This is a genomic window from Cryobacterium sp. BB736 (assembly GCF_014980265.1).
Classification (GTDB): Bacteria; Actinomycetota; Actinomycetes; order Actinomycetales; family Microbacteriaceae; genus Terrimesophilobacter.
In genome coordinates, this window is the sequence record NZ_JABXWQ010000001.1 from 149540 (window position 1) to 175103 (window position 25564).

The window sequence follows — 25564 nt, forward strand, 5'->3', positions numbered from 1 at the left end:
GTCTGTGAACCCCATCTCGGGGGTAACGCGGTGACCGACCACCTTCTGACCGCATCCGGGCTTACCAAGGACTTCCGAGGCTTCACCGCCGTCAAGCAGGTCGACCTGAGTGTCGAGCGCGGCACGGTGCACGCCCTCGTAGGACCGAACGGCGCAGGTAAGACCACCCTCTTCAACCTGCTCACCGGATTCCTGACGCCGACCTCGGGCACGATCACGTTCGACGGCAAGGACATCACCGGCCTGCAGCCCGAGAACATCGCGCACCTCGGCATTGCGCGCTCGTTTCAAATCACCAGCTTGTTCGACAACATGACCGCGCTCGAGCATCTCGAACTGGCGCTCGCGAGCCCGACCGGTCTCGGCCTGAAGTTCTGGCGCAGCGAGCGAAGCCTTGAGCAGTTCCATGGCCGCGCGCTCGAACTGCTCGATCAGGTAGGGATGGCCGACCATGCCACGCGCGAGGTCGGCCAGTTCGCGTACGGACAGAAGCGAGCGGTCGAGCTCGCACTCGCTCTCGCCCTCGACCCGCAATTGCTGCTGCTCGACGAGCCCACGGCGGGCATGGGCATCGACGACGTCGACCGCACGATCGAACTCATCATCCGGATCGCCGCCGGTCGCACCATCGTCTTCGTCGACCACAACATGCACGTCGTCGGCAGCCTCGCGAACCGGGTCACCGTGCTGCAGCAGGGCCAGATCCTGGTCGAGGGCAGCTACGAGGAGGTCCGGCAGGACGAAAAGGTCATCACCGCTTACCTGGGGCAGGCACATGCTTGACATCACGAATCTCTCCGCGTCCTACGGCGAGGCCCGCGTCCTGACCGACGTTTCGGTCACCGTCAATCCGGGCGAGGTCGTCACCCTCGTCGGTCGCAACGGCGCAGGCAAGACAACGCTGCTCAAGTGCGTCATGGGGCTGCACCGCGACTACGAGGGCGGCATCAGCCTTGCGGGCGCACCCGTAGACAAGCGCTCCCCCGACCAGCGGGCCAAGGCGGGCATCGGCTGGGTTCCGGATGACCGCGGCATGTACGCGTCACTGACCGTCGCCGAGAACCTCACCCTGCCGCCGGTCGTGCACTCCTCTGGCTGGTCGCTGGACAAGGTGTACGACGCCTTCCCGGTGCTGCGCGAGCGCCGCAACTCGATGGGCACGCAGCTCTCCGGCGGCGAGCAGCAGATGCTCGCGATCGCGCGCGTGCTCCGGATGGGGTCCCGCCTACTCCTGCTCGACGAACCGAGCGAGGGGTTGGCCCCCGTCATCGTGCAGCGCATCGGCGAGATCATCCGCGAGATCAAGAAGGAGGGCGTGTCAGTGCTGCTCGTTGAGCAGAACGTGAAGTTTGCCTCCACCGTCGCCGACCGTCACTATCTGCTCGCCCAAGGACGTGTTGTCGAACAGCTCGACAACGCCGATTTCCAGGCCCGCGAGAGCGAACTTCTCGTGCACTTGGGGATCTGACCACCACAACACCAAGCACCTATCAAGGGAGATACGTAATGGGGATCACCAAGAGGACGGGCACCGCATTTGCAACGCTCGTCGCCGGCGGCGTGCTGCTGGCCGGCTGTGCGGGCGGCGGCGGGCCGTCGACCGGCGCCACCAGCGAGCTGACCAACGACAAGGTTGTCATCGGTGTGCTCAACGACCAGTCCGGCGTCTACAAGGACCTGTCCGGTCCCAACAGCGTTGAGGCGGTCCGGATGGCCATCGCGGACTACCAGGAGAAGTACGGCGACGACGCCGTCGCATCCGAGATCGAGGTGGTCACCGCTGACCACCAGAACAAGCCGGATGTCGCCAACACCCAGGCCCAGGCGATGTACGACCGCCAGAACGCCGACATCATCCTCGACGTGCCGGCCTCGTCGGCGGCGCTCGCGGTGTCCACCGTTGCCGCCGAGAAGCAGAAGCTGTACATCAACATCGGTGCCGCGACGATGGAGCTGACTGGCGCATCCTGCAACAAGTACACCTTCCACTGGGCTTACAACACCCAGATGCTCGCGAAGGGCGCAACCGGTCTGGTGGAGGACGGCGGCGAGACCTGGTCGATCGTCTACCCCGACTACGCGTTCGGCCAGGACATGCTGAAGTCGTTCTCGGAGGCGGTCGAGGGTGCGGGCGGCACGGTCAACGAGTCGATCGCGACCCCGTTCCCTAACGACAACTTCGCGACCTTCATCACCAAGGCGCAGTCGACCAACCCGGATGTCATCGGCACCATGCAGGCCGGTGGTGACCTGATCAACTTCGTCAAGCAGTTCAACCAGTCGGGCGCCCGCGACACCACGACGCTCGCGGTCGGGCTCATGTTCATCACCGACATCCACTCACTGGGTGTCGAAGAGTTCGCCGGCACCACCTTCACCGACGCGTGGTATTGGAACTACGACGACCAGAACCGCGAGTGGGCTGACCGCTTCATGGAGATCACGGACACGCGCCCGTCGTTCGCGCACGCGGCGAACTACTCCGCGGCGTTCCAGTACCTCGAAGCGATCCAGCGGGCGGGTACGGATGACGCGGATGCGGTCGTCGCCGAACTGGAGGGCCAGAAGATCGACGACGTGTTCCTGCGCAACGGCGAGATCCGCGCCGACCACAGCGTCGCGCACGACACCTACCTCGCGAAGGTGAAGAGCCCGGGCGACGTCAAGGAGGAGTGGGACTACGAGGAGATCATCACGACCCTCCCCGCGGCGCAGGCGTACGCGCCGGTGCAGGAGTCCTGCTCGCTCTGAGCTAGTTGACCAACCGGGGGTGGGCGGCGCATCCGTCCACCCCCTCGAGACCCAAGAAACTTCGGACATGGAAGATTTCATCCAGTACACCGTCCAGGGCCTGTCGGCCGGAGGGTTCTACGCCCTCGCCGCGCTGGGCCTTGCGGTGATCTTCGGCGCCCTCGGCGTGGTGAACTTCGCCCACGGCGCCTGCTACATGCTCGGCGCCGTCGGCGCGGCGGTGCTGCTCGGCACCTTCAACATCAACTTCTGGGCGGCGCTCGTCATCATCCCGCTGCTGATGTTCGGGTTCGGTGTGTTGATCGAGCGGCTGCTGATCCAATGGCTGCTGCGGCTCGACATCCTGTACAACTTCCTGCTCACGTTCGGCCTCGCGCTGCTGCTGGTCGACCTCGTCAAGCGCGAGTACGGCGTCTCCGGCCTCCCTTACGAGGTGCCACCAGGCCTCGAGGGGCTGGTCACGATCGGGTCGGTGTCGATTCAGAAATACCAGCTGTTCGTGTTCGCGTTCTCAGTCGTCATCTGCCTTGCGGTGTGGCTGCTCCTCACCAGGACGCGGGTCGGCATGATCGTGCGTGCCGCAACTGAGGCGCCAGAGCGCACACGCGCGCTGGGCATCAACGTCGGCCGCTGGGTGACCCCGATCTTCGGCTTCGGCATCGCGCTCGCGGGCATCGCCGGCGTGCTGGCCGCGCCGTTCCGGGCGATCACCGCGAGCATGGGCAGCAACTTCATCATCGTCCTGTTCGCGATCGTCGTGATCGGCGGGCTCGGCTCGATCCTCGGCGCGGTGGTTGCCGGCTTTTTGGTCGGCCTCGTCGAGGCCTACGGACAGGCGTATGCGCCCAGCTTCTCGCAACTGGTGATCTTCATCCTCATGGCAATCGTCATCCTGGTGCGACCCGCCGGGCTTTTCGGAAGGCGGCAGGAAGCAGTATGAGCGAGACCGTTCTCGAAACACCCCAGGAGACCCGCTACCTCCTGGATCCCGCCGCGCGACGCTCCCGGATGATCCGGCGCACCGTGCTGCTCGCCATCGGCTTGATTGCGACATTCCTTCTGCCCTGGATGATCTACCCGCCGGTGGCCATGGACATTGCCGCCTGGGCGCTGTTCGCCATCTCTGTCGACCTGCTGCTCGGCTACACCGGTCTGCTGTCGTTCGGGCATGCGGCGTTCTGGGGCAGCTCGGCGTACGTCACCGGGCTCATCGCGATCAAGTCCGGGTTGCCGTTCCCGGTGGCGATCCTCGGCGGCATGCTCGCGGCCATGATCATCGCGGTGCCGATCGGCTGGCTGTCGGTGCGTCGCGCTGGCATCTACTTCGCGATGGTGACGCTCGCGTTCGCGCAGATGATCTACTTCGTCGCGAACCAATGGAAGGACGTGACCGGCGGCGAGAACGGCCTGCAGGGTGTGCCGAGCAACTTCTTCGGCATCAAACTGGTCGAGTCGGACTCGTTCTACTTCTATTACGTTGCGGTGCTGCTGATCATCCTCGGCGCGTGGGCAGCGTGGCGGATCGTGCATTCGCCATTCGGTCGGGTGCTGCAGTCGATCCGCGACAACCCGGCACGCGCCAGAGCCCTCGGCTACGACGTCGAGAAGTACAAGCTCGCCGCGTTCGTGCTGTCGGCTGGTCTCGCCGGGCTGGCCGGCGGCGTGTTCGCCATCAGCCACGGTTTCGTCTCGCTGCAGGAGCTGGACTGGACCACCTCCGGCAAGGTCGTGCTGATGACCGTCATCGGCGGGATGGGCACGCTGTGGGGCGGACCGGTGGGAGCGGCTCTGATCGTGCTCCTCGAAGACGCGCTCGCGACATCCGGATTCGACGGCATCGGCATCATCACCGGCAGCATCTTCATCGTCGTCGTGCTGCTGTTCCGCCGTGGGATCTGGGGAACCGCCACGCTGCTGATCGAGAAGGCGCGAAAGGCGATCGTCTCGCGGAAGCGCAGCTAGCCGGCGAGTGCCGCCGACTGGAGCGCCGTGAGCTCGGCTCCCCCGGCGACCGCGAGGTCGAGTAGGGAGTCGAGCTCACTGCGATCGAACGGTGCGCCCTCGGCGGTGCCCTGCACCTCCACGAACAGCCCACGCCCGGTGACCACGACGTTCATGTCGGTCTCCGCGCGGACGTCCTCGACGTAGGCCAGGTCCAGCATCGGCGTGCCGTCGACGATGCCGACGCTGACCGCGGCGACGCTGTCGTGCAGCGGCCGCGAGTTCTTGCCGATGAAGCCCTGCGAGCGGCCCCATTCGAGCGCATCCGCGAGCGCGACGTAGGCGCCGGTGATCGCCGCGGTGCGCGTGCCGCCGTCGGCCTGCAGCACGTCGCAGTCGATCACGATGGTGTTCTCGCCGAGCGCCTTCGTATCGACCACCGCGCGCAGGCTGCGCCCGATGAGCCGGGAGATCTCGTGGGTGCGACCGCCGATGCGACCCTTTACCGACTCTCGGTCCATGCGCTCGTTGGTGGAGCGCGGCAGCATCGAGTACTCGGCGGTGACCCAGCCGCGACCCTTGCCGGTCATCCAGCGCGGAACCCCGTTGGTGAAGGACGCGGTGCACAGCACCTTCGTCTTGCCGAAGGAGATGAGCGCCGACCCTTCGGCCTGCTCGCTCCATCCGCGCTCGATGGTGATGTGGCGCAGCTCATCGGCTGCTCGGCCGTCGTGGCGCTGGGTCATTCGTTTAGTCCTTCGTGTTGGCTGATGGTTCCAGTCTCGACCAGTTCGACCTCGGAGACCTCGGGGCCGAGGAATCGCCGCGCGAGGCGCATGAACTCGGTCGTGCTGCTGCCGGTCGCCTCGAAATGGTAGGTGGGCTTCTCGGATGCCTGGCGCAGCAGGTCGTGCTTGACGAGCGTGCGGAACACGTCGTACGCGGTCTCGTCGTCACTGGACACCAGACGCACATCGCGGCCCATGACGAACTGGATGGGGGCGCGCAGCAGCGGGTAGTGGGTGCAGCCGAGCACCAGGGTGTCGACCCCCGCTTCCTTGAGCGGCGACAGGTAGTGGTCGGCGACGCGGAACAGCTCAGGGCCGGACGTGACACCGGCCTCGACGAACTCGACGAAGCGGGGGCAGGCTTGAGTGATTAGTTCGATGTCGGATGCCGCGGCGAAGGCATCCTCATACGCCTTCGACTTGATGGTGCCGACCGTTCCGATCACGCCGACTCGTTTGTTCGCTGTCTGCCGAACGGCGGCGCGGACCGCCGGTTGGATGACCTCGACGACGGGGATGCCCATGCCCTCGGTGTAGCGCTCACGCGCGTCGCGGAGCATCGCGGCGGAGGCAGTGTTGCAGGCGATCACCAGCAGCTTCACGCCCTTCGCGACCAGGTCGTCGGTCACCGCGAGCGCGTACTCGCGCACCTCGGCGATCGGCTTGGGCCCGTACGGGGAGTGTGCGGTGTCGCCGACGTAGACGATCGATTCGTGCGGCAGCTGGTCGATGATCGACCGCGCCACGGTGAGCCCGCCGACGCCAGAGTCGAAGATCCCTATGGGTGCGTCGGTCACGATAGACGATTCTAGCGGCGACCATCTGAGTGCTGATCTAGGCTCGGGGGTGTGACGTCGACCGCACTGCACACCGATCGCTACGAACTCACCATGGTGGAGGCGGCCCTCCGCTCCGGAACCGGTTCCCGCCGGTGCATCTTCGAGGTGTACGGACGCCGGCTGCCCGGCGCCCGCCGGTACGGCATCGTCGCAGGCACTGGACGGCTGCTCGAGCTGGTCTCCCGGTTCCGCTTCACCGAGCCGGAGCTCGACTGGCTGCGCGAGAACGACGTAGTCGACGCGCCCACCCTCGACTGGCTGGCCGACTACCGCTTCCGCGGCGACATCTGGGGCTATCGCGAGGGCGAAGCGTACTTCCCCAGCTCGCCGGTGCTTGTCATCGAGGGCACCTTCGCCGAGGCGGTGCTGCTCGAAACCCTCGCTCTGAGCGTGCTCAACTACGACAGCGCTGTCGCCAGCGCCGCATCCCGGATGGTCACCGCGGCATCCGGTCGTCCGCTCGCCGAGATGGGGTCGCGCCGCACCGGCGAGCACTCGGCGGTTGCCGCGGCCCGCGCCGCCTACATCGCCGGTTTCACCTCGACCAGCAACCTTGAGGCTGGGCGCACCTGGGGCATCCCGACGATGGGCACCGCTGCCCACTCCTTCACGCTGCTGCACGACACGGAGGAGGACGCGTTCCGCGCCCAGGTCGCAGCGATGGGCCCTGACACCACCCTGCTCATTGACACCTACGACATCGCGGCGGCGGTGGAGCGTGCCGTCGCCATCGCCGGCCCTGAGCTCGGTGCCGTCCGCATCGACAGCGGCGACCTGCCGTCGCTGGTCACCGACGTGCGCCGGCAGCTTGACGAGCTGGGCGCGCACAACACCAAGATCACCGTTACCAATGACCTCGACGAACATGCGATCGCCGCGCTTGCCGCTGCGCCGGTGGATGCCTACGGGGTGGGCACGTCGGTCGTGACCGGGTCGGGCTCCCCCGCCGCCGGGATGGTCTACAAGCTCGTGGCGCACGAGGATGGCGACGGCGGCTGGGTGCCTGTCGCCAAGAAGTCGACCGGAAAGGTCTCCATCGCCGGTCGCAAGTGGGCGACGCGAACCTACGGTCGGGACAACAAGGCGACGCAGGAACTCCTGCAGGTGAGCGTTGACCCGCCGGCCGAGGATGTCGGCCGCGAACTACTCGTGCCGCTCATGACGGACGGCGAGGCCGACCCCCAGTACCTAGGCGCTGCGGGGACCAGGCTCGCGCGCGAGCACCGGGAGCTGGTGCTCCACGAGCTGCCGGCCGATGCGTTCCGCCTCACGCGCGGAGAGCCGGCCATCCCGACGGTGTACGAGTAGCCCACTCCCCGCGAACGCCGCCCAATAGTGCGAGCGCACGGGAGATTGCGCGCTCGCTCGCACAATTCACGCGCATTCGCGTGGGACGGAGACAGAGTGACTGCGGGCAGGAGAGGGAAGTTGGTGAAGCCCTACGGCTTCATCTTCTCGTAGATCTCTTTGCAGGTTGGGCAGACCGGGAACTTCTCCGGGTCGCGACCGGGCGTCCACAGCTTCCCGCACAACGCACGGACGGGCTTGCCGGTGAGAGCCGACTCGAGCACTTTGTTCTTCGGCACGTAGTGGGAGAAGCGCTCGTGGTCGCCCTCCTCGATCTGCTCCTGATTCAGCAGCTCCTCAAGTTCGCGGTCCAGCGTGTCGACGCCGCCGCCCGTCTTGTCCGGTTCGATGCTGCTCATGGCTCCAGCTTAATCGACTAGAAGCGCATGGTGTATGCGAGCAGCTCGGGTGCCCGCCGCTTGAATATCGCACCACCGACCAGGACGCCCGCCGTCAGCACGGCCAGCCCGCTGCCGAAGCCGAGCAGCACCACCAGGAACTGCCCATCCCCGCCGTTGCTGAGGGACTGCACCGCAAGATACACCGTCGGCGCCGCGAGCACGGCGATGGCCAGGATTGACATGACCTGCACCGTCGACGCCCGGCTTCCACCGGATTGCGGCTGCGCGAAGGCGCTGTCCCCCGGGTGCGGTGCCGGGTACGGCGTCCACGCCGAGACCACGCTCGAGACGCCCAAGGCGACGAGCAGGGTGCACGCGGCGACCGCGGCAATCGTCCACAAGGCATCCGGGGCGCCGAAGAGCCACGCGGTGAGCGGCGAGCCGAACCCGATGACCAGCGCCCCGAGCGCGAGCGCAGGGACCGTCCGGCCGAAGCGGTCGGCGGTGCCCGAGACGTTGGCCGAGACATGCAGCCACAGTGCCGAATTGTCGTAGGCGACATCGTTGTGCACGGTGGCCCAACCCAGGAAGAAGCACAGGATCGTGACCGGCAGCAGCACGAGGTCCGACAGCGGCACCCCGGCGATCGCGAGAACGCCGATCAGCACGACCGGCACGAACGGGAGGATGAAGAACGAGGCCCTGTAGCGGACGTCGCGGCCCCAGTAGCTCAGGCTGCGCGCCGCAATGACCCCGGATGCGGTGCCCGGCAGGGCGCGGAACCAGCCCATCCCGAGGTACGGCCGCACCCGCTGCCGTCTCACTGGCGAGTTCAGCATCCGCTCCACGAGCAAACGCCAGATCAGCCACAGGCCGGCCAGGAACGCCACCGCGATCAGCAGCTTGCCGACGGCGGCGCCGCCGTTGCCGACCGCGGCATCGCCGGGCGCGGCCCAGGCGGCCCCGAGTGGCGTCCAGGCGGTGACATCCGCGACCTTCCCGAGTGCGGCGACCGCCGACGGCCGCCATTGCGCGGAGAGCATCACCACCGCGATCGGCGAGGCGACCACGAAGGCGAGCAGCACGATCAGTCCGCTGGTCTCGCGCTCCCGTCGGGTGGCGAGGAACAGGGATGCGAGGGACGCGGTGATGCGGGCACACAACACGCACGTGGCGACAATCAGCGGCACGCACAGCATGGCGACGGCGGATGCGCCCGGATGTGCGCTCCACGCGACGACCTGCGCCAGTCCGACCACCGTCATCACGAACGCGGGGATGCCGACAAGTGACGCGACCCCCAAGCCGACCGCGAGCTGGCCGGGCTTCAGTCCGAATACCGAGAACTGGCGCGGGTCCAGCGGGTCATCGACGCCGAAGACCAGCGGCACGAGGATGAACAGCGCGAGGATGGCCGTGCCGGCCGCGACGGTCACGTCACCGGTGAAGACCGGGTCGGCATCCTTCAGCCGCGCCAGGCCGACGGTGACGAACCAGGCAGCGCCGAGCCCGTAGATCAGCATGAGCAGAACGCCGATCAGGTGGCGGGGTTCGCGGCGGGCGGCGTTGCGGAGAAGGTCGAACTTCAGTCGGACAAAGTGTGCAACCACTCCAGTCCTTCCGCCGCATCCGCACCGATCGCGAGTTCGACGAAGCGCTCCTCAAGCGTGACCGAGCCCCTTACCTCCTCGATCGAGCCGGACTCGATGACCTTGCCCTCGACGATGACCGCAACGGAGTCGCACAGGTTCTCGATCAGCTCCATGCTGTGGCTGGAGAGAATGACGGTTCCACCAGAGGAAACGAACCGGCGCAGCACGTGGCTGATGCGCTCCGCCGAAACCGGGTCAACTGCTTCGAACGGTTCGTCGAGCACCAGCAGCTTCGGAGAGTGGATCATCGCCGCTGCGAGTGCGACCTTCTTGGCCATCCCCGCCGAGTAGTCGGCGACCAGGCGGGTGAGCGCCTCCTCGATGCCGAACGCGGCCGCCAGGTCTGCGGTGCGCTGGCGGACGACGGATGGCTGCAGCCCGCGAAGAACGCCGGAGTAGTGCAGCAGTTGGCGTCCGGTGAGGCGGTCGAACACGCGCATCCGGTCGGGGAGGATGCCCATTTGCTGCTTCGCGATGGCGGTGTCCTTCCAGACGTCCGCCTCGGCAATCGTGATGTGGCCCGCGCTCGGGCGCAGCATGCCGCTGATCATGCCAAGCGTCGTGGTCTTGCCTGCGCCGTTGGGTCCGACGATGCCGAAGATCGAGCCCGCCGGCACATCCAGGTCGATGTTGTCGACGGCCACAGAGCCGCCGAAGTCCTTGCTCAGGCCCTGCAAGCTCACGAGCGTCTTGCCGGTGGGACGCGGGCGCGGTGCTCGCTTGGGCGTTGTCGCCGGCGGAGCTGGCGGTGGCTCCGACTTGACCCGTGGTGAGCGGGCAGGAGCGGGACGAACCGCAGACTGCGTCTTGGAACGAGCTGGCGTCTTCGGCTTCGCCGGCGCACGAGTCTCGGCGGCGGCCGGAATCGCGCGAACCGGCTTGGAAACAGCATCCGGGACGGATCGCTTGGGTTTCTCCACGACGACGAGCTCGTCTGCACGGACCACTGGCGCGACGATGTCCACGCTCGGATGCGACTCGACGGCGGCCGCGGACGCCTCAGATTCGGCCTTCAGCCGTTCGATGAGCGCATCAAAGCGGTCGAGGAAGCGGTCGACTGACAGAGGACTCTCAGGCGATTGGATGGGTGCCTCAATGTTGCGGCCGGAATCCGACTCGACATGGGAGACTTCACGCGAGTCGATTGACTCTCGTACGTCAGCGATCGTCGACTCCGGCTCCACAGACCCCACCGTACAAGGCAATCACAACTCTCACGGCCAAAACTCGGCGTTCTATCACGAAATGACTACGTTGCACCAAGCTCACAGGCTCGGACGTAGACCCACCGGTAAACTCTAGCGAGCACAACGGGGTGTCCGAACGAAAACCGCAACATGAATTCCACATGAATTCGCGGCAAGAGAAGACACCAAAGGAGAGTTCAATGACCACCCAGATCGTCATCCTGGCAGCCGGGATGGGCAGCAGGCTCGGTCGGTCCCTCCCGAAGCCGCTGACCGAACTGAACGACGGCCGCACGATCATGCAGCAGCAGTTCGACAACATCCGTCACGCCTTCGGAAACGAGGCGCAGGTCACGATCGTGGTCGGCTACAAGCTCGAGCACATCATTGAGGCCTTCCCGGAGTCGAACTTCGTCTACAACGAGCAGTACGACCAGACCAACACCTCGAAGAGCTTGCTTCGTGCGCTGCGCGCTTCCGCGCCGGGTGGCGTGTTGTGGATGAACGGCGATGTGGTCTTCGACCCTGAGGCGCTTGAGCGTGCGGCGAAGCTTGTCGCGCGCGACCAGTCCTTCGTCACGGTCAACACCTCCAAGGTCTCCGACGAGGAGGTCAAGTACACGACTGACGCGAACGGCTACATCCGCGAGCTCTCGAAGACAGTCAAGGGCGGCCTCGGCGAGGCTGTCGGCATCAACTACATCTCGCGTGACGCGAAGGCGGCCCTGGTTCGCCACCTAAACCGCGTGGACGACCAGGACTACTTCGAGCGGGGCCTCGAGCTCGCGGTCGAGCAGGACGGTCTGCGTCTCGAGCCGCTCGACATCTCGGACCTGTACGCGGTCGAGATCGACTTCGCCGAAGACCTGGAGCGCGCGAACCTCTTCGTGTAGCTCCGGCGCTCTGCCAAGGCTGGTTTCGAGACGATCGCTGGCGCGATCACTCAACCAGCGGACACCGATCACTACGATAAGAGTCGTGTCAGCCACCGTATCGTCGCGTCCGCAGCCGTCTGCGAGCCGACGCTACCGACAGTCGCTGTGGCTGCTGACAAAGCGCGACCTGCGGGTGCGGTACTCGACATCCGTCCTCGGCTACGTCTGGTCGATTCTCGACCCCCTGCTGATGGCGGGGATCTACTGGTTCGTCTTCACCCAGGTGTTCAACCGCACGGTGGGCGAAGAGCCGTACATCATCTTCCTGCTCACGGCGCTGCTGCCGTGGATGTGGTTCAACGGCACCGTGAGCGACAGCACGCGTGCGTTCATCCGCGATGCCAAGCTCATCCGGTCAACCCGGATGCCCCGCACCATCTGGGTGAACCGGATCGTGCTGTCGAAGGGCATCGAGTTCCTGCTGAGCATGCCAGTGCTCGCGCTGTTCGCGGTGTTCACACCCGGTACCCAGCTGCACTGGCAGGTGGTCTTCTTCCCGCTGGCCGTCCTGCTGCAGGCCGTGCTTCTCGTCGGCCTCGGCCTGATCGTCGCCCCGCTCGTGGTCTTCTTCCGGGACTTCGAGCGGGCGGTGAAGCTCGTCCTGCGATTCCTGTTCTATGCCTCGCCGGTCATCTATGGTCTGTCCAACCTGCCGCCGGAGCTGCAGCCGTGGGCCGCATTCAACCCGCTCGCCGGCATCTTCTCGCTCTACCGCTCCGCCTTCTTCCCGGGCCAGCTCGACTGGTTCGCGGTGGGTGCAGGCGCACTGGTGAGCGTCGTCATCCTGGTTGTCGGTCTGCTGGTGTTCTCCCGCACCCAACGCTCGGTGCTGAAGGAGATCTGATGGTCGAGGTCATTCCCGCCGAGCTGAAGGGCACGCCGGTCATCGAGGTGTCGGATGTCGGCATCCGGTTCCGGCGCAACCGTCGGTCCCGGCGCAACTTCAAGGATCTGTTCGCGGGCAAGAACCGGCGGGCGCGTCCGAGCGAATTCTGGGCGCTACGCAACGTGTCATTCACGGTGAAGCAAGGTGAGGCGATCGGCGTCGTTGGGCGAAACGGGCAGGGAAAGTCCACGTTGCTGAAGCTCGTGACCGGTGTGCTGCTTCCGGATGAGGGCAACGTCGAGGTGCACGCCGGGGTGGCCCCGTTGATCGAGATCACCGGCGGCTTCGTCGAGGACCTGACCGTGCGCGACAACGTCTACCTGACCGCGGGTCTGCACGGCATGTCGAAGCGCGAGATCGACGAGCGCTACGACGAGATCATCGGGTTCGCCGAGATCGAGGACTTCCAGGAGACCCCGTACAAGCACCTGTCCAGCGGCATGAAGGTGCGGCTCGCGTTCTCGGTCATCTCGCGCCTCGAGGAGCCGATTCTGCTCGTCGACGAAGTGCTCGCGGTGGGCGACAAGGCGTTCCGCGAGAAGTGCTACCGGCGCATCGAGGAGATGCTCGAGGGCGGGCGGACGCTGTTCTTCGTCTCGCACAACGAGCGAGACCTGAAGCGCTTCTGCCGTCGCGGCCTGTACCTCGACAAGGGTGAGCTCGTGCTCGATTCGAGCATCGAAGACGTGCTCGACCGCTACAACTTCGACTACGGGCTCGTCACGCACTGACTCCCAGACTCGGTCACCTATCATCGGAATCCCGAACGGGAGGATGACCGTGAGCTACAGCGAGAAGATGGCTGCCGGCTTGATGCCGGTACAAGGGTTTGACCGGCTGCTTACCGCACAGCGCCCCGCTGTGCTCGCGCACATCCGGAATATCCGTCGTCGGCATCCGGATGCGACACCCGGCGAGGTCATCCGCATTCTGGAGCAGCATTTCCACGCCACTGTCACCGCGGGCGGCGCCACCGCCGGTGCTGCGGCGATCGTTCCGGGGGTGGGGACCACCATCAGCCTCGCCATCACGGGCGTCGAGACGGCCATCTTCCTCGAGTCCTGCGCACTGTTGGCGCAGGCAGTCAGCGAGGTACACGGAATCGCCGTCACCGACCCGGACCGCGCCCGCACCATCGTCATGGCGATGGTGCTCGGCAAGTCGGGTGGCGATCTGGTCCGCAATCTTGCGGCACAGGCATCCGGAACGGGCGTCTCCCGCAACGCCTTCTGGGGGGACCTGGTCGGCCGCAACCTGCCTCAGGCCGTTGTCGGCCCGATCGCCACCAAGGTGCGGCGGTCGTTCATGAGGCGGTTCACGCGCAACACGGCGACCAGCGCCATTGGGCGCATCATCCCGTTCGGGATCGGTGCGGTCGTCGGCGGCGTGGGCAGCAACGTGCTCGGGCGAAAGATCATCCAGAGCTCTCGCATCGCGTTCGGCCCGCCTCCGGCCGAGTTCCCGCCGAACCTGGATCCGCGACCGCGCAAGCAGCGCGCCATCCGGCTGAAGGTGGTTTCGGGCGGGAAGTCCCGACTGGGACCCACCATGCTCCCCGAGGAGCCCGCCGAAGCACCCGAGGCTGGCGGGCAGGCTCCCGGGTCGACGTCAACCGGCTGACCGGCTCAGTCCCCGGCTGAGGCGCCGTCGTCCTCGTCGTCATCGTCATCGCTGGCGAAGACCCTCGGGTCGGCTTCGTGCAGGGCCGCGTGCTTGTGCCACTCCTCGATGAGCTGCTCGACCGCGCCGCGGAAGCGTGCCGTCGCCGCGCCGGGTGAGGTGTCACCGAAGTGTCGGGTGACCCAATAGTTGAGGCGCTGGCGGGCGTCCTCATCGTGCTGAACGCGATCGACAGCCTCAACGACGTTCTGGGCGTCCGAGGCGTCGAGCCATTCTGCCGCCCCGAGGTAGCCGGATGTGTCGATCTCAGCATCCGGCGACACCGGGCGGGTGATCATCAGCGGTTTGCCGGTGGCCAGCCTGTCGTAGACCATCGCCGATACGTCGGAGATCGCCACATCAGCCGCCTGCAGCTGCCAGCCCACGTCTCCCCCGGTGTCGACGATGTGGTTGGCGCTCGGATCAAGCGAGTTCGCGCGACGCAACGCCTCCTTGATCCTGGTGTTGGCGGCGCCGTACTCCGAGTCCTGAATCCCGCTTCGAGGATGCGGGCGGTAGATGACTCGGAAGCGGGCATCCGAGATCAGGGAGGCCACCAACGCCTCTCCGTGCGAGCGGATCGATCCGTACCGCATCGACTCGCGGTCACCCTCCCACGTCGGCGAGTACAGCACCACGGTGCGGTCGTCTGGCGTGTACGGCAGCTCACCCTCGAAGTGATCGGCCTGGGGGCGACCGATCACCAGCGCCCGCTTGTCGACGTCATAGTTCCAGAGCGCCGCCCGCAGTCGGTCGAGTGCAGCGTCACCGGCGACCATCACGTAGTCGTAGGCCTTGTGCTGACTGCTCGACATGTACGACTTGTCGCTCTCACCGTGGTTGATGAAGACGTGCCACAGGCGACCGAACCGGAGCATGGGGAAGTTCCGCATGTTCTGATTCACATAGAACATCAGCTTGAGTTCCTGGGAGGCGAGGAAACTCTCGACCTCACGGATCTCGCGCAGGTGCACGACCGGCAGCGGGCACTCTTCGAGAAGAGCAAGGGTCGCACTCGGCGAGCGGGCGATGATGACGACCGGATGCGTCTTCGCGAGCTCAAGCAGCGGCCCGTACCACTGGCGCAACTGGTACAGGTTGACCCGCCCGTCGGCGAAGTGCACACCGACGACAGCGTTCTCCGGCGGCGCTGGCAACTCGATCGACGCGAGCTGGTTGCGGCTCATTCGCGTCCGGAAGAGATTCCGGACGATGCGACGCGCGGTCTTGAGGTCGTTGACTAACGGCATCCATCGATTAAACCAGTGGTATCGGGCACGCCTCGCCATGGCCCGGCGGCGGCCGACGCTACGCTGAACTCACTGTGGAACGCGAGACTCGAGCCGGTGCATCCGCACGCTTCACCTTCGCGAGGGGGAACGCGGCGAAGCTTCTCTCGGCGCCGCTGTACGCGCTCGGCGGGCTCGCGAGTCTCGTCGTGCCACGCCGCGGCGACCAGTGGGTGTTCGGCAGCGGCTCGGGACTGGGCGAGGGTGCTCTCCCGTTGGCGCTGCACGTGCGCGCCACCGACCCCGCCGCGCGCGTGCTGTGGCTGGCCGCAGACGAGCGGGAGCGTCAGGCGGCGCTGGCTCTCGGGCTGCCGAGCGCACTGCGTTCAACCTGGCGCGGGTTCCGGGCAACGCTGCGCGCCAGCGTCATCGTGATCACTCACGGCTTCGGCGACGTGAACCGATTCGGCACGCGCGGTGCTTTCGTGGTGCAGCTGTGGCACGGGATCCCGCTCAAGAAGATCCAGCTCGACTCCCCCGTCACCTTCACCAGTTCGCTGGCGCCGGCCGGATTGCTGCGCGCGTTGTACCGGCGCAGCGCAGCGGCAATCGACCTGCTGCCTGCGGCATCCGAGACCTCCGCGGCGCGGCTGCGGACCGCGTTCGGGCTGCCCGCGGGCACGGTGGTGGTGACCGGCGACCCGCGCGACGACGCCGTGCTGCGACCCGATGGCGCTCGGGACCTGCTCGAGAGCGCGCTCGGCCCGCTCGCGGACAGCCGGGTGCTGCTGTACGCGCCGACCTGGCGGGACGGCGCATCCGACCCCGGCGTGCCCACCGAATCCGACTGGGCGGCGATCGCCGACTACCTGGAGCGCTCGAACAGCCTGCTGGCGCTGCGCCCGCACCCGCACGGCGTCGGCGACTACGAGCGCGGCACGATGGTGAGCCCGCGCATCCGGATGCTGCCATCAACGGTGATCGGGGACCTTAACCGGGTGCTGCCCGGGGTCGATGTCGTCATCACCGACTACTCCTCCGTTGCCTACGATTTCGCGCTCACCGCGCGCCCGATCGTGTTCTTCGCGCCCGACGTCGCCGAGTACGCCGCGACACGCGGACTGTACGAGCCGTACGAGCAGTTCAGCGGCGGGCACACTGTCAGCAACTGGGGCGGCGTCACCCGACAACTCGACGACCCGGCGGCGCTCGGCGCCCTCCGGGAGCACAGCAGTAGGCTCGCACAGCGGCACCATGCCTACCGCGACGGCCGCAACACCGAGAGGGTGTACACCGAGATCGCCGCCCGGCTGAAAGGGCAGGAATGACCGCAACGCAGCATGTCACCGCTTCGACGATCGACCTGGTCGCCGGTGAACCACCGCAGCTCGTCGTGAGCGGCGAGGGCACCGCGCCCGTCGAGCTGGAGCTGGTTGGCTCGCGGCTGCGGTTGCCTGCGCTGATCGCGGTCGACGGTGAGCGGTGGACCGCGACGATCCCGCTGCTCAGTTCGCGTTGGGGCGGTCCCGCACTGCCGCCGCCGAGCGGGAGGTACCGGATAGGCGTCGCCGCGCGCGGGATCGTCCTGCCGGAAGCGGCGTTTCTGCGCGGACTGTTTCGCGTCGCCTTCGAAGCCGACGACAGCGGAGTGGTCGCGGAGTTCTCTGCGCCGCTCGCCGACGATGAGGTGGGGCCGGAGAATCAGGCCAGACTCGAACGCGAGTACCACGCAGCCAACCCGGAGCCCCAGAACGCGGTGTTCTTCGAGAGCTTCTACGGACAGAACGCATCCTGCAACCCGCTCGCCATTGCACGTGCTCTGGCGGAAACCCGGCCGGACATCGCCCGCTACTGGGGCGTCGCCGACGCATCCGTCGACGTGCCTCTGGGCGGGATCGCCGTCATCGAGGGCAGCCGTGAGTGGTGGCGCATCCGGGCGGCAGCGAGGCTCATTGTGATCAACGACTGGCTGCGCGGGCGCTACCGCAAACGCTCCCATCAAAAGGTGCTGCAGACCTGGCACGGCACCATGCTCAAGCGGCTCGCGCTCAGCCGGCGCCGGCTAGGACTCCGTCCCGCCCTTGCGACACTCAAGGAGCGCGCTCGGTGGAGCATCCTGCTCGCGCAGAACTCGTACGCTGCCAATATCTTCCGCCGTTCATATGCCTGGCTGGGTCCGGTGTGGGAGGAGGGTTACCCGCGCGACGACATCCTCGTCACCGGTGATGCCGCGGCGGTGCGCGCCAAGCTCGGGATTGCGGATGACGTGCGGGTGCTGCTGTACGCGCCGACCTGGCGGGACGACCGGCCGGACCACGTCGACCACTTGGACGTCGCCAGCTTCGCCGAGCAGCTCGGCGACGGGTATGTGACGCTGATCCGGGGGCACTCGCGCACCCTCCGCCCGGGCGAAGATGTGCGCGGCGGCGGCGTCGTCGACGTCACAAGCTACCCGGACATCGCCGAGCTGTTCCTGGTCGCGGATGCGCTCATCACCGACTATTCGAGCGTCATGTTCGACTTCAGCGTGACCCGGAAGCCGATCTTCTTCTTCACGCCCGACCTCGACCGATACCGGGAGGTGCTGCGCGGGTTCTACTTCGACCTGCTGGCGGTCGCACCGGGTCCGGTCGTGCGGGATTCGGCCGAGCTGTTGGAGCTCGTGCGAAATCCGGATGCTGTCGCCGAGGAGTACCGGGAGCGCTACCAGGCGTGGCGCGAGCGGTTCAACCCGCGCGACGACGGCCAGGCCGCGCAGCGGGTGGTGGACCGGATCCTGCGGGACGGTCTGCTGGACTGAGCCCGGCCTTGGTCTCGACGAGCTCGAGCACCGCCGTGTTCGCCGCTCAAATCTCAGTGCGCGAGGTGTCGTTGATACCGCTTGCCCCCCGCAGCAGGCCGACGATGAAGCCGGCGCCCCAGGCGAGGTGCATGGTGGGCAGCACAATCAGGAACAGCAGCCGATGCCACCACGGCTCCACGGCATCCGTGAGCAGACTGACGGCGATGACCAGCAGCACGTACAGGATCGGACCTAGAAAGACGATGCTGGCGATGGCGCTCGGCCAGCCGGTGAGCACGCCGGTCAGCTGCAGGATCCCGACCAGGATGCTTGCGACCACCGACAGCACCAGCACAGGCGGTGCGAAGAATCGCCACGGGTTGCGCCCGCGGTACCGGCGCACCAGCTCGCCGCGCCAGACACCGGTGGCGAAGAACTGGCGCACCAGTTTCGGCCAGTTCTCCCGCGGCCAGTAGCTGACCTTGAGTGCCGGGTCGAACCAGACCAGTCCCCCGCCGGTGCGGATGCGCAGGTTGAGTTCCCAGTCCTCACCGCGGCGGATCGTCTCGTCGAAGTACCCGGCCTTCTCGACAGCTTCGCGACGGAACACGCCCAGGTACGCCGACTCCGACTCCCCCTCCTCGGCGCCGCCGTGGTAGCTCGCGCCACCGAGCCCGAACCGGCTGTTGTAGGCGCGCGCGACGGCCGATTGAAACGCGTTCTTGCCCTTGGCGAGCATGACCCCGCCGACGTTCGCCGCGCCGGTGCGCTGCAGCGTCGCGATGGCCGTGCTGGCGTAATCGGTGGGCAGCGCCGAGTGCGCGTCGACGCGAACGATGATCGGCATCGTGCTCGCCTTGATGGCGAGGTTCAGGCCGATCGGGATGTCGGCATCCGGATTCTCCACGATCCGGATGCGCGGCTCGTCTCGCGCGAGCCGTTCGACCAGTTCGGTGGTGCCGTCGGTCGAGGGTCCGAGGGCGAGGATGAGCTCGAGCGGCCCTGGGTAGTCCTGGTGCAGCACCGACCCGATTGCCGCTTCGATGTACCCGACCTCGTTGAGAACGGGGATCACATAGGAGATTCCCGGTGTCGGGGCGTCGGCCATTTGGTCCACTCGGTCGGTGTTTCTAAGGTCGCCCCAGCCTATCGGAGCGACCCCTGCCGACCGGTCTTACTCGAGCGAGCCGACGGTGATGTCGACCTTCTGAACTTCGCCGTCACGCACGAACGTCATCGGCACGGTCGTGCCGGGAGCGAGAGCGCGCACCTGCGCGGTCAGGTCGATGCTGCCCGTGATCGGCACGTCGTTGAAACTCGTGACGATGTCGCCCTCGCGCAGGCCGGCCGCCTCCGCCGCCCCGCCGCCGGAGATCTCCTTGACGCTCGCACCGACGATGCTCTTTTCGCTGATGTCCTGGTCGAGTGTGACGTTGATGACGGATGCGCCGATCAGGCCGTGGGTTGCCTCACCGTTCTTGATGATCTCATCCGCGATTCGCTTGACGACGTTCGCAGGGACAGCGAAGCCGACCCCGATGTTCCCGGCTGCGGCGCCACCGGTGCTGGCGATCGCCACATTGACGCCGATGAGGTCACCCTTCGCGTCGAGCAGCGCGCCGCCTGAGTTACCGGGGTTGATCGCGGCATCCGTCTGGATGACGGGCAGGTAGATCTGCGAAGACTGCTGAGACTGCTGGGGCTGGTCCTGTCCGAACTCCCAGAAGTCGAACGGGCTCTGGGGACTCTCCGGCGTGTCGCCCTCGGGCGGGGCCGAGGACGCGACGGTGATGCTGCGGTTGAGCGCGCTCACAATGCCGTTCGTGACGGTGTTGGACAGTCCGAGCGGCGCGCCGATGGCGACCGTGGTGTCGCCGACGTTGAGGTTGCTTGAGTCGCCGAACTTGATCGGCTGAAGGTCGGTCTGGGCGTCGATCTTGATCACTGCGAGGTCGGTGAGCGGATCGGTGCCAACGAGCGTTCCGGGGTAGAGATGACCGTCGTAGGTCTGCACCTGGATCTGGGAGTCGGCCGATTCACCGTCGAGCGTGACGACGTGCGTGTTGGTGACGATGTGTCCATCGTTGTCGAGGATCACGCCGGATCCGGTACCGGAAGCGGATCCCCCAGCGACCGAGATCGTGACCACCGACGGCCCTGCTTCCGCGGCAATCGCGGTGATGAGTGTCGCATCCGCCCCATCGTTGACCGTGATGGTGGCCGGTGAAGCTCCCGGCCCGCCAGCCTGGCCGTCATTGCCGGATGTGATCGCCCACGTCGCGACGCCGGCACCGGATACGCCTCCGACGAGCGCGCCGATCACGAGGGCCGCGACCGTGCCGATGTTGCTGCGCTTCTTCTCGGGCGCAGTGGTCGCCCCAACCGGCGGGTTCAGCCCGTCAGCGCCGTACGGCAGTCCCGGGGGGATCGGCTCGGTGCGCTGCCGTTCCGTAGGCTGCGGCTGGGCGGCGCTGGGCTGAGCGGTCGGGTCGTACTGAGCGGTCGGCTCGGGCTGAGCGATTGGCTCGGGCCCCGACCCTGGGTCGTGCTGCGGTGTACGCGCGTTCTCGATTGGTTCGTGGGGACCTTGGGGAGCCCTGTTCTCCGGCGTAGCGTCGGATGGCTGCCGCGGCTCATCGGGCGTGCCGGGCACAGGGGTGTCGGTCATGAGGAGGCTCCTTCAGCGGACGTGGTGTCCGCAACGAGTCTCAATTTTATTGGGAGGACTCTGTGAGCGCGCCTTTGCTGGCTTGAGGGTCTGCTGAGCGCTGTCTCAACAGCCCGGTCCGGAGGGGTTGGCCGCGCAGTGATGCTCGACCAGCACCGTCTTCGCGTGGCCCGCGACAGCGACAAGCCGGTTCGCCGGCACAGGGAGAACACCAGCGATGGGGACCCACTGGGTACTCGCTCCGTAGTGGTACTCGGCCGCGAAGTCGATAGTGAGATCGATGACGTAAGTTCCGGGCGACCGGTAGCTGTGGCTGGTTGCGGTCGCCTCGAACTCGCCCAGACCTTGCGCCTGCCAGGTCGCCCCGGGCGTCGCTGTCGACCTGGCGCTGCCATCGCCGTAGGTCCAGTGGTAGCGCACCGGTGTGAAGCGCACGGTGGCTGCTTGGCCGAGAAGTTGACCGGATTGCACCTGGATGGATGCTTGCGCGTAGAAGTTCGTGTGGAGCCCGACGACCATCCAGCCGTTCGGCTGCATGCTGTCGGTCCCAGGCGACGGGCGGAAGTTCACCAGGTCCGCGAGCGTGACAGGCGCAGTCGCGGTGTAGTTGTCCCGGCAGACGGCGAAGCCGCAGCTCGTTGTGCCCGTGCCGGAGCCCGTGCCCACGCCGTTTCCGGAATTCGTGCCGGGTGTGCCGGTTCCGGGACCGCCGTTCGAGTTGCCCGGAATGTTCTGCTCACCCCGGACTACCACCCCGTCACCCTCGATGCCGGCGGAGATGTCTGGCGGGCACTGTCCAAGGATCCAATCAACCTCGCTGCACGAATTGCTTGTTGGCACCGCCATCATGAGCGGTAGCAAGATGACGCTCAGCAGACCGTGGAATTTGGCCATAGCTCACTCCGTTCGAGCAGCAGGATCGAACTGTCGCTTTCGCTCGAGGCAAGCGTTACTTCGAAGGTTCGTCGTTCGGACTGATTCGCCGCCCCGGATGGCAGAACCCGTATGTCAGAACGATCCACGCAGACGTAGATCACGACAACGGCTGTCCCCGGTGGCTCTTCGAAGTAACTTTGCAATTCGGGGCTGTCAAAGCGAGTCGCTCCTTCAGTGCGCTTCGAGGCATCCCGCATCTCTGCAAAGGTCTGCAACATTCCGGGTAGCCCGGCCTCGGTGACAGTGCTCGCTATGCGTTCGGGGTCATGTCCGCCTTCACTTGCGATGAGGTCAAAGGCTGAAAGGTACCGCTCGTACGCCTCGACCGCTGCGGCGAGCGCCTCTTCGTCCGAGGCGAAGACCGGGTCCACCGCCGGCGGCCGGGCGGTGACCGTCGGTTCATTCGGCACGCAGCCCGCCAGGAGCAACGCCACAGCGGTGAGCGCGACGGCACGCATCCGAAACCCCATGGAGTCACGGTAAATGACACGTCGTCGCGGGCGCGCGAATTCTCCACAGCCGCGATGAACTAGCGAGGGGCCAGAAAAAGGCCCTCCCGGCTCCGGGAAGGGCAGTTTGCGACCCCGAGGGCAGCTCTGGGGCTAGTTTGGTCAGCATGACGGTGCACGGCGCGTGGGAGCGCACTGCCAGAGGAGCAATGCTCCTCGGGGCGGATGGGGAATTGCGTCCGACGATCTTTGCCGAGATGTCCGCCTTGGCCGCCTCGACGGGCGCGATCAACCTCGGTCAGGGTTTCCCGGATGAGGACGGCCCGCCCGAGGTGCTCGAAGCGGCCCGACAGGCGATCAGCGACGGGATCAACCAGTACCCGCCAGGAATCGGCCTGCCCGTACTCCGCAACGCGATAGCCGCCCACCAGAAGCGCTTCTACGGCCTGCCCGTAGACGCGGACCACGAGGTGCTGGTCACCGCCGGCGCAACCGAGGCGCTCACCGCGACCATCCTCGCGCTCACCGACGACGGCGACGAACTCGTCACCCTCGAGCCCTTCTACGACTCATACGCCGCGATCGCGGGCCTCAACCGCCTCAAACACGTCACGGTGCCGCTGCGCGGCGAACACTTCCAGCCGGACCACGACGAACTCCGCGCTGCCGTCACCGACCGCACCCGCATCATCCTGATCAACGACCCACACAACCCGACCGGCAGCATCCTGAAGCGCGAGACCCTCGAACTGATTGTCGAACTCGCGCACCAGCACGACGCCATCATCGTCACCGACGAGGTCTACGAGCACCTGACCTTCGACGAGCCCCATGTGCCGATCACGACGCTGCCCGCCGCGTGGGAGCGGACCGTGACGATCTCGTCCGGCGGGAAGACCTTCAACACGACCGGCTGGAAGATCGGCTGGGTCACCGGCCCGCGCGACTACGTCGAGGCGATTCTCGCGGTGAAGCAGTACCTGACCTTCGTCAATGGGGCACCGTTCCAGCCTGCGATCGCGGTCGGGCTCGGGCTGCCGGACTCCTATTTCGCGGGTGCCGCAGCGGCGCTCAAGGCGAAAAGCGAGCTGCTGTCCGCCGGCCTCGAGAAGGCCGGGTTCACGGTAAGCAGACCGCAGGGCGGGTACTTCGTCATCGCTGACGCCGCTCCACTCGGGTTCACGGATGCCGAGGCCGCTGCCCGAGAGTTGCCGCACCTCGCCGGCGTGGTCGCGATCCCGCTCACCGCATTCGTGCGTCCAGAGAACCGGGGGCCGTACGCATCCAAACTCCGCTTCGCGTTCTGCAAGCGCGCTGACGTGCTCGAACGCGCCGCCGCGCAACTCGCCGAGCTGCGGCGCTGACCTAGGCTCAGCCCATGGACCACCTCCAGCAGTTGCGCGTCGTGACCGCAGCGTTCGAGGCGGATGCCCGCGCCCTCGATCTCAGCCACCCCACCGCCGCGTTGCGCTGGACCGGACACGATCTGGTGGCGCATCTCGGGGAGATCCACCGCTGGGCGGCCGCGATCGTAGCAACCGGCAAGCGCCAGACGCGAACGAACGTGCCCGAACTCACCGAGCCGGCCGCCGACTGGTACGCCGGTGGTCGCCGGATGCTGTTGAACTCACTCGAGTCCCGCCCAGCCAGCGACGCGGTGTGGACACTCAAGCGCTCCGACCGCACAGCCGGCTTCTGGCATCGACGCCAACTGCACGAGACGATCGTGCACCTCTGGGACCTGCGCAGCACCGCAGATCCGGATGCGGCCCCTCCGCCTGAGGTCGACGCCGAAACGCATGCCGAGGGCATCGACGAGCTGTTCGATGTGTTCGTGCCGAAAGCAGCAGAACAGAACCAGGCGTCGCTGCCTGCACCGTTGACGTTGCGCGCGACCGACACCGACCGATTCTGGACCGTGCACCGCGACCTCAGTTGCGACTTCGAGACCTTGTCCCGCTCGACGGTGGTGTCCGGGCCGGCTGGAGCCCTGCTGCTGTTCGCGTGGAACCGCTACACGCCCGCTTCTTCTGCGCTCACGATCACCGGCAACGCCAAAGTGGTCGAGGAGTTCAGGCGCGCGCGCATCCGTCCCTGATCGCGGCTACCAGCGCTCGCTCACCGCATACCGGCGCACCGCGAGCGCGGGGTTGATGCGCCGCACCTCGCCGATGCGCTCCTTAGAGACCCACGCGAGCGCGACATCCGTCGTCTCACCGATCGTAGCCAGCTCGACCCCCATCGGATCGATGATCATGCTGTTGCCCGCCGCGATCGGCGGCGCCTGGTCGGCGGCAGCGACATAAACCGTGTTCTCCAGCGCGCGAGCGGTCACGAGGGTGCGCCAGTGGTGCTCCTTGAGCGGCCCGCGCACCCACTCTGCGGGCACCGCGAGCAGGTCGGCACCGGCGTCAACCAGCCGGCGCGACACTTCGGGAAACCGGATGTCGTAGCAGGTCTGCAAACCGACCGTCAGGTCGTCGACGGCGAACGTCTGGGGCTCCCCCAACTCTCCCGGCGCGATCCAGTCACTCTCCTTCTGCCCGAACGCGTCGTACAGGTGCTGCTTCCGGTAGGTCGCCACCAGCGCTCCAGCCGGATCGACCGCGACGACCATGTTGTGGGCGCGGCCGCCGCCGGCCTCCTCGACCATGCCGGCCACCAGGTGAACGTCGAGCGAATCGGCGAGCTCCGAGAGCGCGGTGACGAAGGCTCCACCCTCGACCGGCTCTGCGGCAGCGACCAGCTCGGGGCCGAGCTCCGGCAGGAAGAACGACGAGTACTCCGGGAAAACGACCAGCCGCGCGCCGCGATCGACAGCGAGTGAGGCCATCCGGCTCACCTGAGCCAGGTTTGCGTCACGATCATTGGTTGGGGCGAACTGGGCGACCGCGACCGCGGTGCCGGGAACATCCGTCATGCAGGCCAGCCTACGAGCAGAAGCCGACATAAGAAAAAGGCCCGGAACCTTGCGATTCCGGGCCTTCGTGGTTGCGGGGAGAGGATTTGAACCTCTGACCTCCGGGTTATGAGCCCGGCGAGCTACCGAACTGCTCCACCCCGCGGCACAAGAGTCAACCCTAGCACACTCGTGGAGACCGCTGATCGGATCGACCACGCGAGCGAGCGCCGCCGAAGTGTGCGAGCGCACGGGATCTAGCCCGCGCGCTCGCA

The 25564-nt window shown here is 66.7% G+C and carries 25 protein-coding genes and 1 tRNA gene; 14 read left to right on the top strand and 12 right to left on the bottom strand.

Annotation, left to right across the window (positions count from 1 at the left end; translation table 11 throughout):
* Positions 1 to 30 precede the first annotated feature (30 nt).
* The 5 genes from IRG63_RS00700 (at position 31) to IRG63_RS00720 (ending at position 4713) form a co-directional block, all read left to right on the top strand.
* Positions 31 to 783 (top strand): ABC transporter ATP-binding protein, encoded by a 753-nt coding sequence (locus IRG63_RS00700; protein ID WP_168627952.1) that lies wholly within the window; start codon positions 31 to 33, stop codon positions 781 to 783.
* Positions 776 to 1468, top strand: coding sequence for an ABC transporter ATP-binding protein (locus IRG63_RS00705; RefSeq protein ID WP_168627953.1), 693 nt, complete (start codon positions 776 to 778; stop codon positions 1466 to 1468). Before IRG63_RS00700 ends, IRG63_RS00705 begins: the two co-directional genes overlap by 8 nt.
* 38 nt (positions 1469 to 1506) lie before the next feature.
* Complete coding sequence (locus IRG63_RS00710) at positions 1507 to 2751, top strand: ABC transporter substrate-binding protein (RefSeq protein ID WP_168627954.1); 1245 nt, start codon at positions 1507 to 1509, stop codon at positions 2749 to 2751.
* Positions 2752 to 2818: 67 nt separating this feature from the next.
* The gene (locus IRG63_RS00715) at positions 2819 to 3691 is read left to right on the top strand and encodes a branched-chain amino acid ABC transporter permease (protein WP_193508896.1); all 873 of its coding nucleotides are present in this window, start codon (positions 2819 to 2821) and stop codon (positions 3689 to 3691) included.
* Positions 3688 to 4713 carry a branched-chain amino acid ABC transporter permease gene (locus IRG63_RS00720; RefSeq protein ID WP_193508897.1) on the top strand — a complete coding sequence of 342 codons (1026 nt, stop codon included), beginning with the start codon at positions 3688 to 3690 and terminating at the stop codon, positions 4711 to 4713. Before IRG63_RS00715 ends, IRG63_RS00720 begins: the two co-directional genes overlap by 4 nt.
* On the opposite strand, the gene rph is transcribed toward IRG63_RS00720, so the two are convergent.
* Both rph and murI read right to left on the bottom strand, forming a co-directional pair.
* On the bottom strand, positions 4710 to 5438 hold the full coding sequence (gene rph / locus IRG63_RS00725; protein WP_193508898.1) for a ribonuclease PH: 729 nt from the start codon (positions 5436 to 5438) through the stop codon (positions 4710 to 4712). The two genes, IRG63_RS00720 and rph, sit on opposite strands and share 4 nt — an antisense overlap.
* Positions 5435 to 6277, bottom strand: coding sequence for a glutamate racemase (murI, locus tag IRG63_RS00730; protein ID WP_193508899.1), 843 nt, complete (start codon positions 6275 to 6277; stop codon positions 5435 to 5437). Before murI ends, rph begins: the two co-directional genes overlap by 4 nt.
* A gap of 93 nt (positions 6278 to 6370) precedes the next feature.
* Here murI and IRG63_RS00735 point away from each other — a divergent pair, with 93 nt between their 5' ends.
* Positions 6371 to 7627 (top strand): nicotinate phosphoribosyltransferase, encoded by a 1257-nt coding sequence (locus IRG63_RS00735; protein ID WP_193509533.1) that lies wholly within the window; start codon positions 6371 to 6373, stop codon positions 7625 to 7627.
* Between the two features lie 131 nt (positions 7628 to 7758).
* On the opposite strand, the gene IRG63_RS00740 is transcribed toward IRG63_RS00735, so the two are convergent.
* From IRG63_RS00740 to IRG63_RS00750, 3 genes are read right to left on the bottom strand one after another with little or no spacing between them, the layout of a single operon-like run.
* Positions 7759 to 8025 (bottom strand): DUF3039 domain-containing protein, encoded by a 267-nt coding sequence (locus IRG63_RS00740; RefSeq protein WP_193508900.1) that lies wholly within the window; start codon positions 8023 to 8025, stop codon positions 7759 to 7761.
* Positions 8026 to 8042: 17 nt separating this feature from the next.
* Positions 8043 to 9617 (bottom strand): hypothetical protein, encoded by a 1575-nt coding sequence (locus IRG63_RS00745; RefSeq protein WP_193508901.1) that lies wholly within the window; start codon positions 9615 to 9617, stop codon positions 8043 to 8045.
* Complete coding sequence (locus tag IRG63_RS00750; RefSeq protein WP_370566143.1) at positions 9593 to 10852, bottom strand: ABC transporter ATP-binding protein; 1260 nt, start codon at positions 10850 to 10852, stop codon at positions 9593 to 9595. The genes IRG63_RS00745 and IRG63_RS00750 overlap by 25 nt, the downstream gene beginning before the upstream one ends.
* A gap of 194 nt (positions 10853 to 11046) precedes the next feature.
* Between IRG63_RS00750 and IRG63_RS00755 the strand changes: the two genes are divergently transcribed.
* The 4 genes from IRG63_RS00755 to IRG63_RS00770 all read left to right on the top strand — a co-directional run bounded on the left by IRG63_RS00755 (position 11047) and on the right by IRG63_RS00770 (position 14287).
* Positions 11047 to 11739 carry an NTP transferase domain-containing protein gene (locus tag IRG63_RS00755; RefSeq protein ID WP_168627961.1) on the top strand — a complete coding sequence of 231 codons (693 nt, stop codon included), beginning with the start codon at positions 11047 to 11049 and terminating at the stop codon, positions 11737 to 11739.
* 85 nt (positions 11740 to 11824) lie between these two features.
* The gene (locus IRG63_RS00760; protein WP_168627962.1) at positions 11825 to 12625 is read left to right on the top strand and encodes an ABC transporter permease; all 801 of its coding nucleotides are present in this window, start codon (positions 11825 to 11827) and stop codon (positions 12623 to 12625) included.
* Entirely contained in the window at positions 12625 to 13398 is a 774-nt protein-coding gene (locus IRG63_RS00765; protein ID WP_193508902.1) for an ABC transporter ATP-binding protein, read from the top strand. The genes IRG63_RS00760 and IRG63_RS00765 overlap by 1 nt, the downstream gene beginning before the upstream one ends.
* 49 nt (positions 13399 to 13447) lie before the next feature.
* Entirely contained in the window at positions 13448 to 14287 is an 840-nt protein-coding gene (locus IRG63_RS00770; RefSeq protein WP_168627964.1) for a hypothetical protein, read from the top strand.
* A 5-nt stretch (positions 14288 to 14292) separates the two neighbouring features.
* Here IRG63_RS00770 and IRG63_RS00775 read toward each other — a convergent pair whose 3' ends face one another.
* Positions 14293 to 15576 carry a CDP-glycerol glycerophosphotransferase family protein gene (locus IRG63_RS00775; protein ID WP_193508903.1) on the bottom strand — a complete coding sequence of 428 codons (1284 nt, stop codon included), beginning with the start codon at positions 15574 to 15576 and terminating at the stop codon, positions 14293 to 14295.
* Between the two features lie 74 nt (positions 15577 to 15650).
* On the opposite strand from IRG63_RS00775, the gene IRG63_RS00780 reads away from it, so the two are divergent.
* The gene (locus tag IRG63_RS00780) at positions 15651 to 16883 is read left to right on the top strand and encodes a CDP-glycerol glycerophosphotransferase family protein (RefSeq protein ID WP_193508904.1); all 1233 of its coding nucleotides are present in this window, start codon (positions 15651 to 15653) and stop codon (positions 16881 to 16883) included.
* The gene (locus tag IRG63_RS00785; protein WP_168627967.1) at positions 16880 to 18355 is read left to right on the top strand and encodes a CDP-glycerol glycerophosphotransferase family protein; all 1476 of its coding nucleotides are present in this window, start codon (positions 16880 to 16882) and stop codon (positions 18353 to 18355) included. The genes IRG63_RS00780 and IRG63_RS00785 overlap by 4 nt, the downstream gene beginning before the upstream one ends.
* 46 nt (positions 18356 to 18401) lie before the next feature.
* On the opposite strand, the gene IRG63_RS00790 is transcribed toward IRG63_RS00785, so the two are convergent.
* The 4 genes from IRG63_RS00790 to IRG63_RS00805 form a co-directional block, all read right to left on the bottom strand.
* The gene (locus IRG63_RS00790; protein ID WP_168627968.1) at positions 18402 to 19445 is read right to left on the bottom strand and encodes a glycosyltransferase family 2 protein; all 1044 of its coding nucleotides are present in this window, start codon (positions 19443 to 19445) and stop codon (positions 18402 to 18404) included.
* A 66-nt stretch (positions 19446 to 19511) separates the two neighbouring features.
* Positions 19512 to 21005 carry a trypsin-like peptidase domain-containing protein gene (locus IRG63_RS00795; RefSeq protein ID WP_193508906.1) on the bottom strand — a complete coding sequence of 498 codons (1494 nt, stop codon included), beginning with the start codon at positions 21003 to 21005 and terminating at the stop codon, positions 19512 to 19514.
* Between the two features lie 105 nt (positions 21006 to 21110).
* Positions 21111 to 21899, bottom strand: a complete 789-nt coding sequence (locus IRG63_RS00800) for a hypothetical protein (RefSeq protein WP_193508907.1) — start codon at positions 21897 to 21899, stop codon at positions 21111 to 21113.
* Positions 21875 to 22411, bottom strand: coding sequence for a hypothetical protein (locus IRG63_RS00805; protein WP_193508908.1), 537 nt, complete (start codon positions 22409 to 22411; stop codon positions 21875 to 21877). Before IRG63_RS00805 ends, IRG63_RS00800 begins: the two co-directional genes overlap by 25 nt.
* A gap of 146 nt (positions 22412 to 22557) precedes the next feature.
* Between IRG63_RS00805 and IRG63_RS00810 the strand changes: the two genes are divergently transcribed.
* Both IRG63_RS00810 and IRG63_RS00815 read left to right on the top strand, forming a co-directional pair.
* A complete protein-coding gene (locus tag IRG63_RS00810) occupies positions 22558 to 23754 on the top strand; it encodes an aminotransferase class I/II-fold pyridoxal phosphate-dependent enzyme (protein ID WP_193508909.1) in 1197 nt (398 codons plus the stop codon).
* A gap of 14 nt (positions 23755 to 23768) precedes the next feature.
* On the top strand, positions 23769 to 24488 hold the full coding sequence (locus IRG63_RS00815; protein ID WP_168627973.1) for a maleylpyruvate isomerase family mycothiol-dependent enzyme: 720 nt from the start codon (positions 23769 to 23771) through the stop codon (positions 24486 to 24488).
* 6 nt (positions 24489 to 24494) lie between these two features.
* Here IRG63_RS00815 and IRG63_RS00820 read toward each other — a convergent pair whose 3' ends face one another.
* Both IRG63_RS00820 and IRG63_RS00825 read right to left on the bottom strand, forming a co-directional pair.
* Entirely contained in the window at positions 24495 to 25310 is an 816-nt protein-coding gene (locus IRG63_RS00820; RefSeq protein ID WP_168627974.1) for a carbon-nitrogen hydrolase family protein, read from the bottom strand.
* A gap of 68 nt (positions 25311 to 25378) precedes the next feature.
* Positions 25379 to 25455: transfer RNA gene (locus IRG63_RS00825), tRNA-Met, on the bottom strand.
* Positions 25456 to 25564: the final 109 nt, after the last annotated feature.

Coding starts and splice junctions, on each gene's coding strand:
- IRG63_RS00705 (WP_168627953.1), top strand. CDS start 776: ATGCTTGACATCACGAATCTCTCCGCGTCCTACGGCGAGGCCCGCGTC.
- IRG63_RS00710 (WP_168627954.1), top strand. CDS start 1,507: ATGGGGATCACCAAGAGGACGGGCACCGCATTTGCAACGCTCGTCGCC.
- IRG63_RS00715 (WP_193508896.1), top strand. CDS start 2,819: ATGGAAGATTTCATCCAGTACACCGTCCAGGGCCTGTCGGCCGGAGGG.
- IRG63_RS00720 (WP_193508897.1), top strand. CDS start 3,688: ATGAGCGAGACCGTTCTCGAAACACCCCAGGAGACCCGCTACCTCCTG.
- rph (WP_193508898.1), bottom strand. CDS start 5,438: ATGACCCAGCGCCACGACGGCCGAGCAGCCGATGAGCTGCGCCACATC.
- IRG63_RS00735 (WP_193509533.1), top strand. CDS start 6,371: ATGGTGGAGGCGGCCCTCCGCTCCGGAACCGGTTCCCGCCGGTGCATC.
- IRG63_RS00740 (WP_193508900.1), bottom strand. CDS start 8,025: ATGAGCAGCATCGAACCGGACAAGACGGGCGGCGGCGTCGACACGCTG.
- IRG63_RS00755 (WP_168627961.1), top strand. CDS start 11,047: ATGACCACCCAGATCGTCATCCTGGCAGCCGGGATGGGCAGCAGGCTC.
- IRG63_RS00765 (WP_193508902.1), top strand. CDS start 12,625: ATGGTCGAGGTCATTCCCGCCGAGCTGAAGGGCACGCCGGTCATCGAG.
- IRG63_RS00775 (WP_193508903.1), bottom strand. CDS start 15,576: ATGCCGTTAGTCAACGACCTCAAGACCGCGCGTCGCATCGTCCGGAAT.
- IRG63_RS00785 (WP_168627967.1), top strand. CDS start 16,880: ATGACCGCAACGCAGCATGTCACCGCTTCGACGATCGACCTGGTCGCC.
- IRG63_RS00790 (WP_168627968.1), bottom strand. CDS start 19,445: ATGGCCGACGCCCCGACACCGGGAATCTCCTATGTGATCCCCGTTCTC.
- IRG63_RS00795 (WP_193508906.1), bottom strand. CDS start 21,005: ATGACCGACACCCCTGTGCCCGGCACGCCCGATGAGCCGCGGCAGCCA.
- IRG63_RS00800 (WP_193508907.1), bottom strand. CDS start 21,899: ATGGCCAAATTCCACGGTCTGCTGAGCGTCATCTTGCTACCGCTCATG.
- IRG63_RS00805 (WP_193508908.1), bottom strand. CDS start 22,411: ATGGGGTTTCGGATGCGTGCCGTCGCGCTCACCGCTGTGGCGTTGCTC.
- IRG63_RS00810 (WP_193508909.1), top strand. CDS start 22,558: ATGACGGTGCACGGCGCGTGGGAGCGCACTGCCAGAGGAGCAATGCTC.
- IRG63_RS00815 (WP_168627973.1), top strand. CDS start 23,769: ATGGACCACCTCCAGCAGTTGCGCGTCGTGACCGCAGCGTTCGAGGCG.
- IRG63_RS00820 (WP_168627974.1), bottom strand. CDS start 25,310: ATGACGGATGTTCCCGGCACCGCGGTCGCGGTCGCCCAGTTCGCCCCA.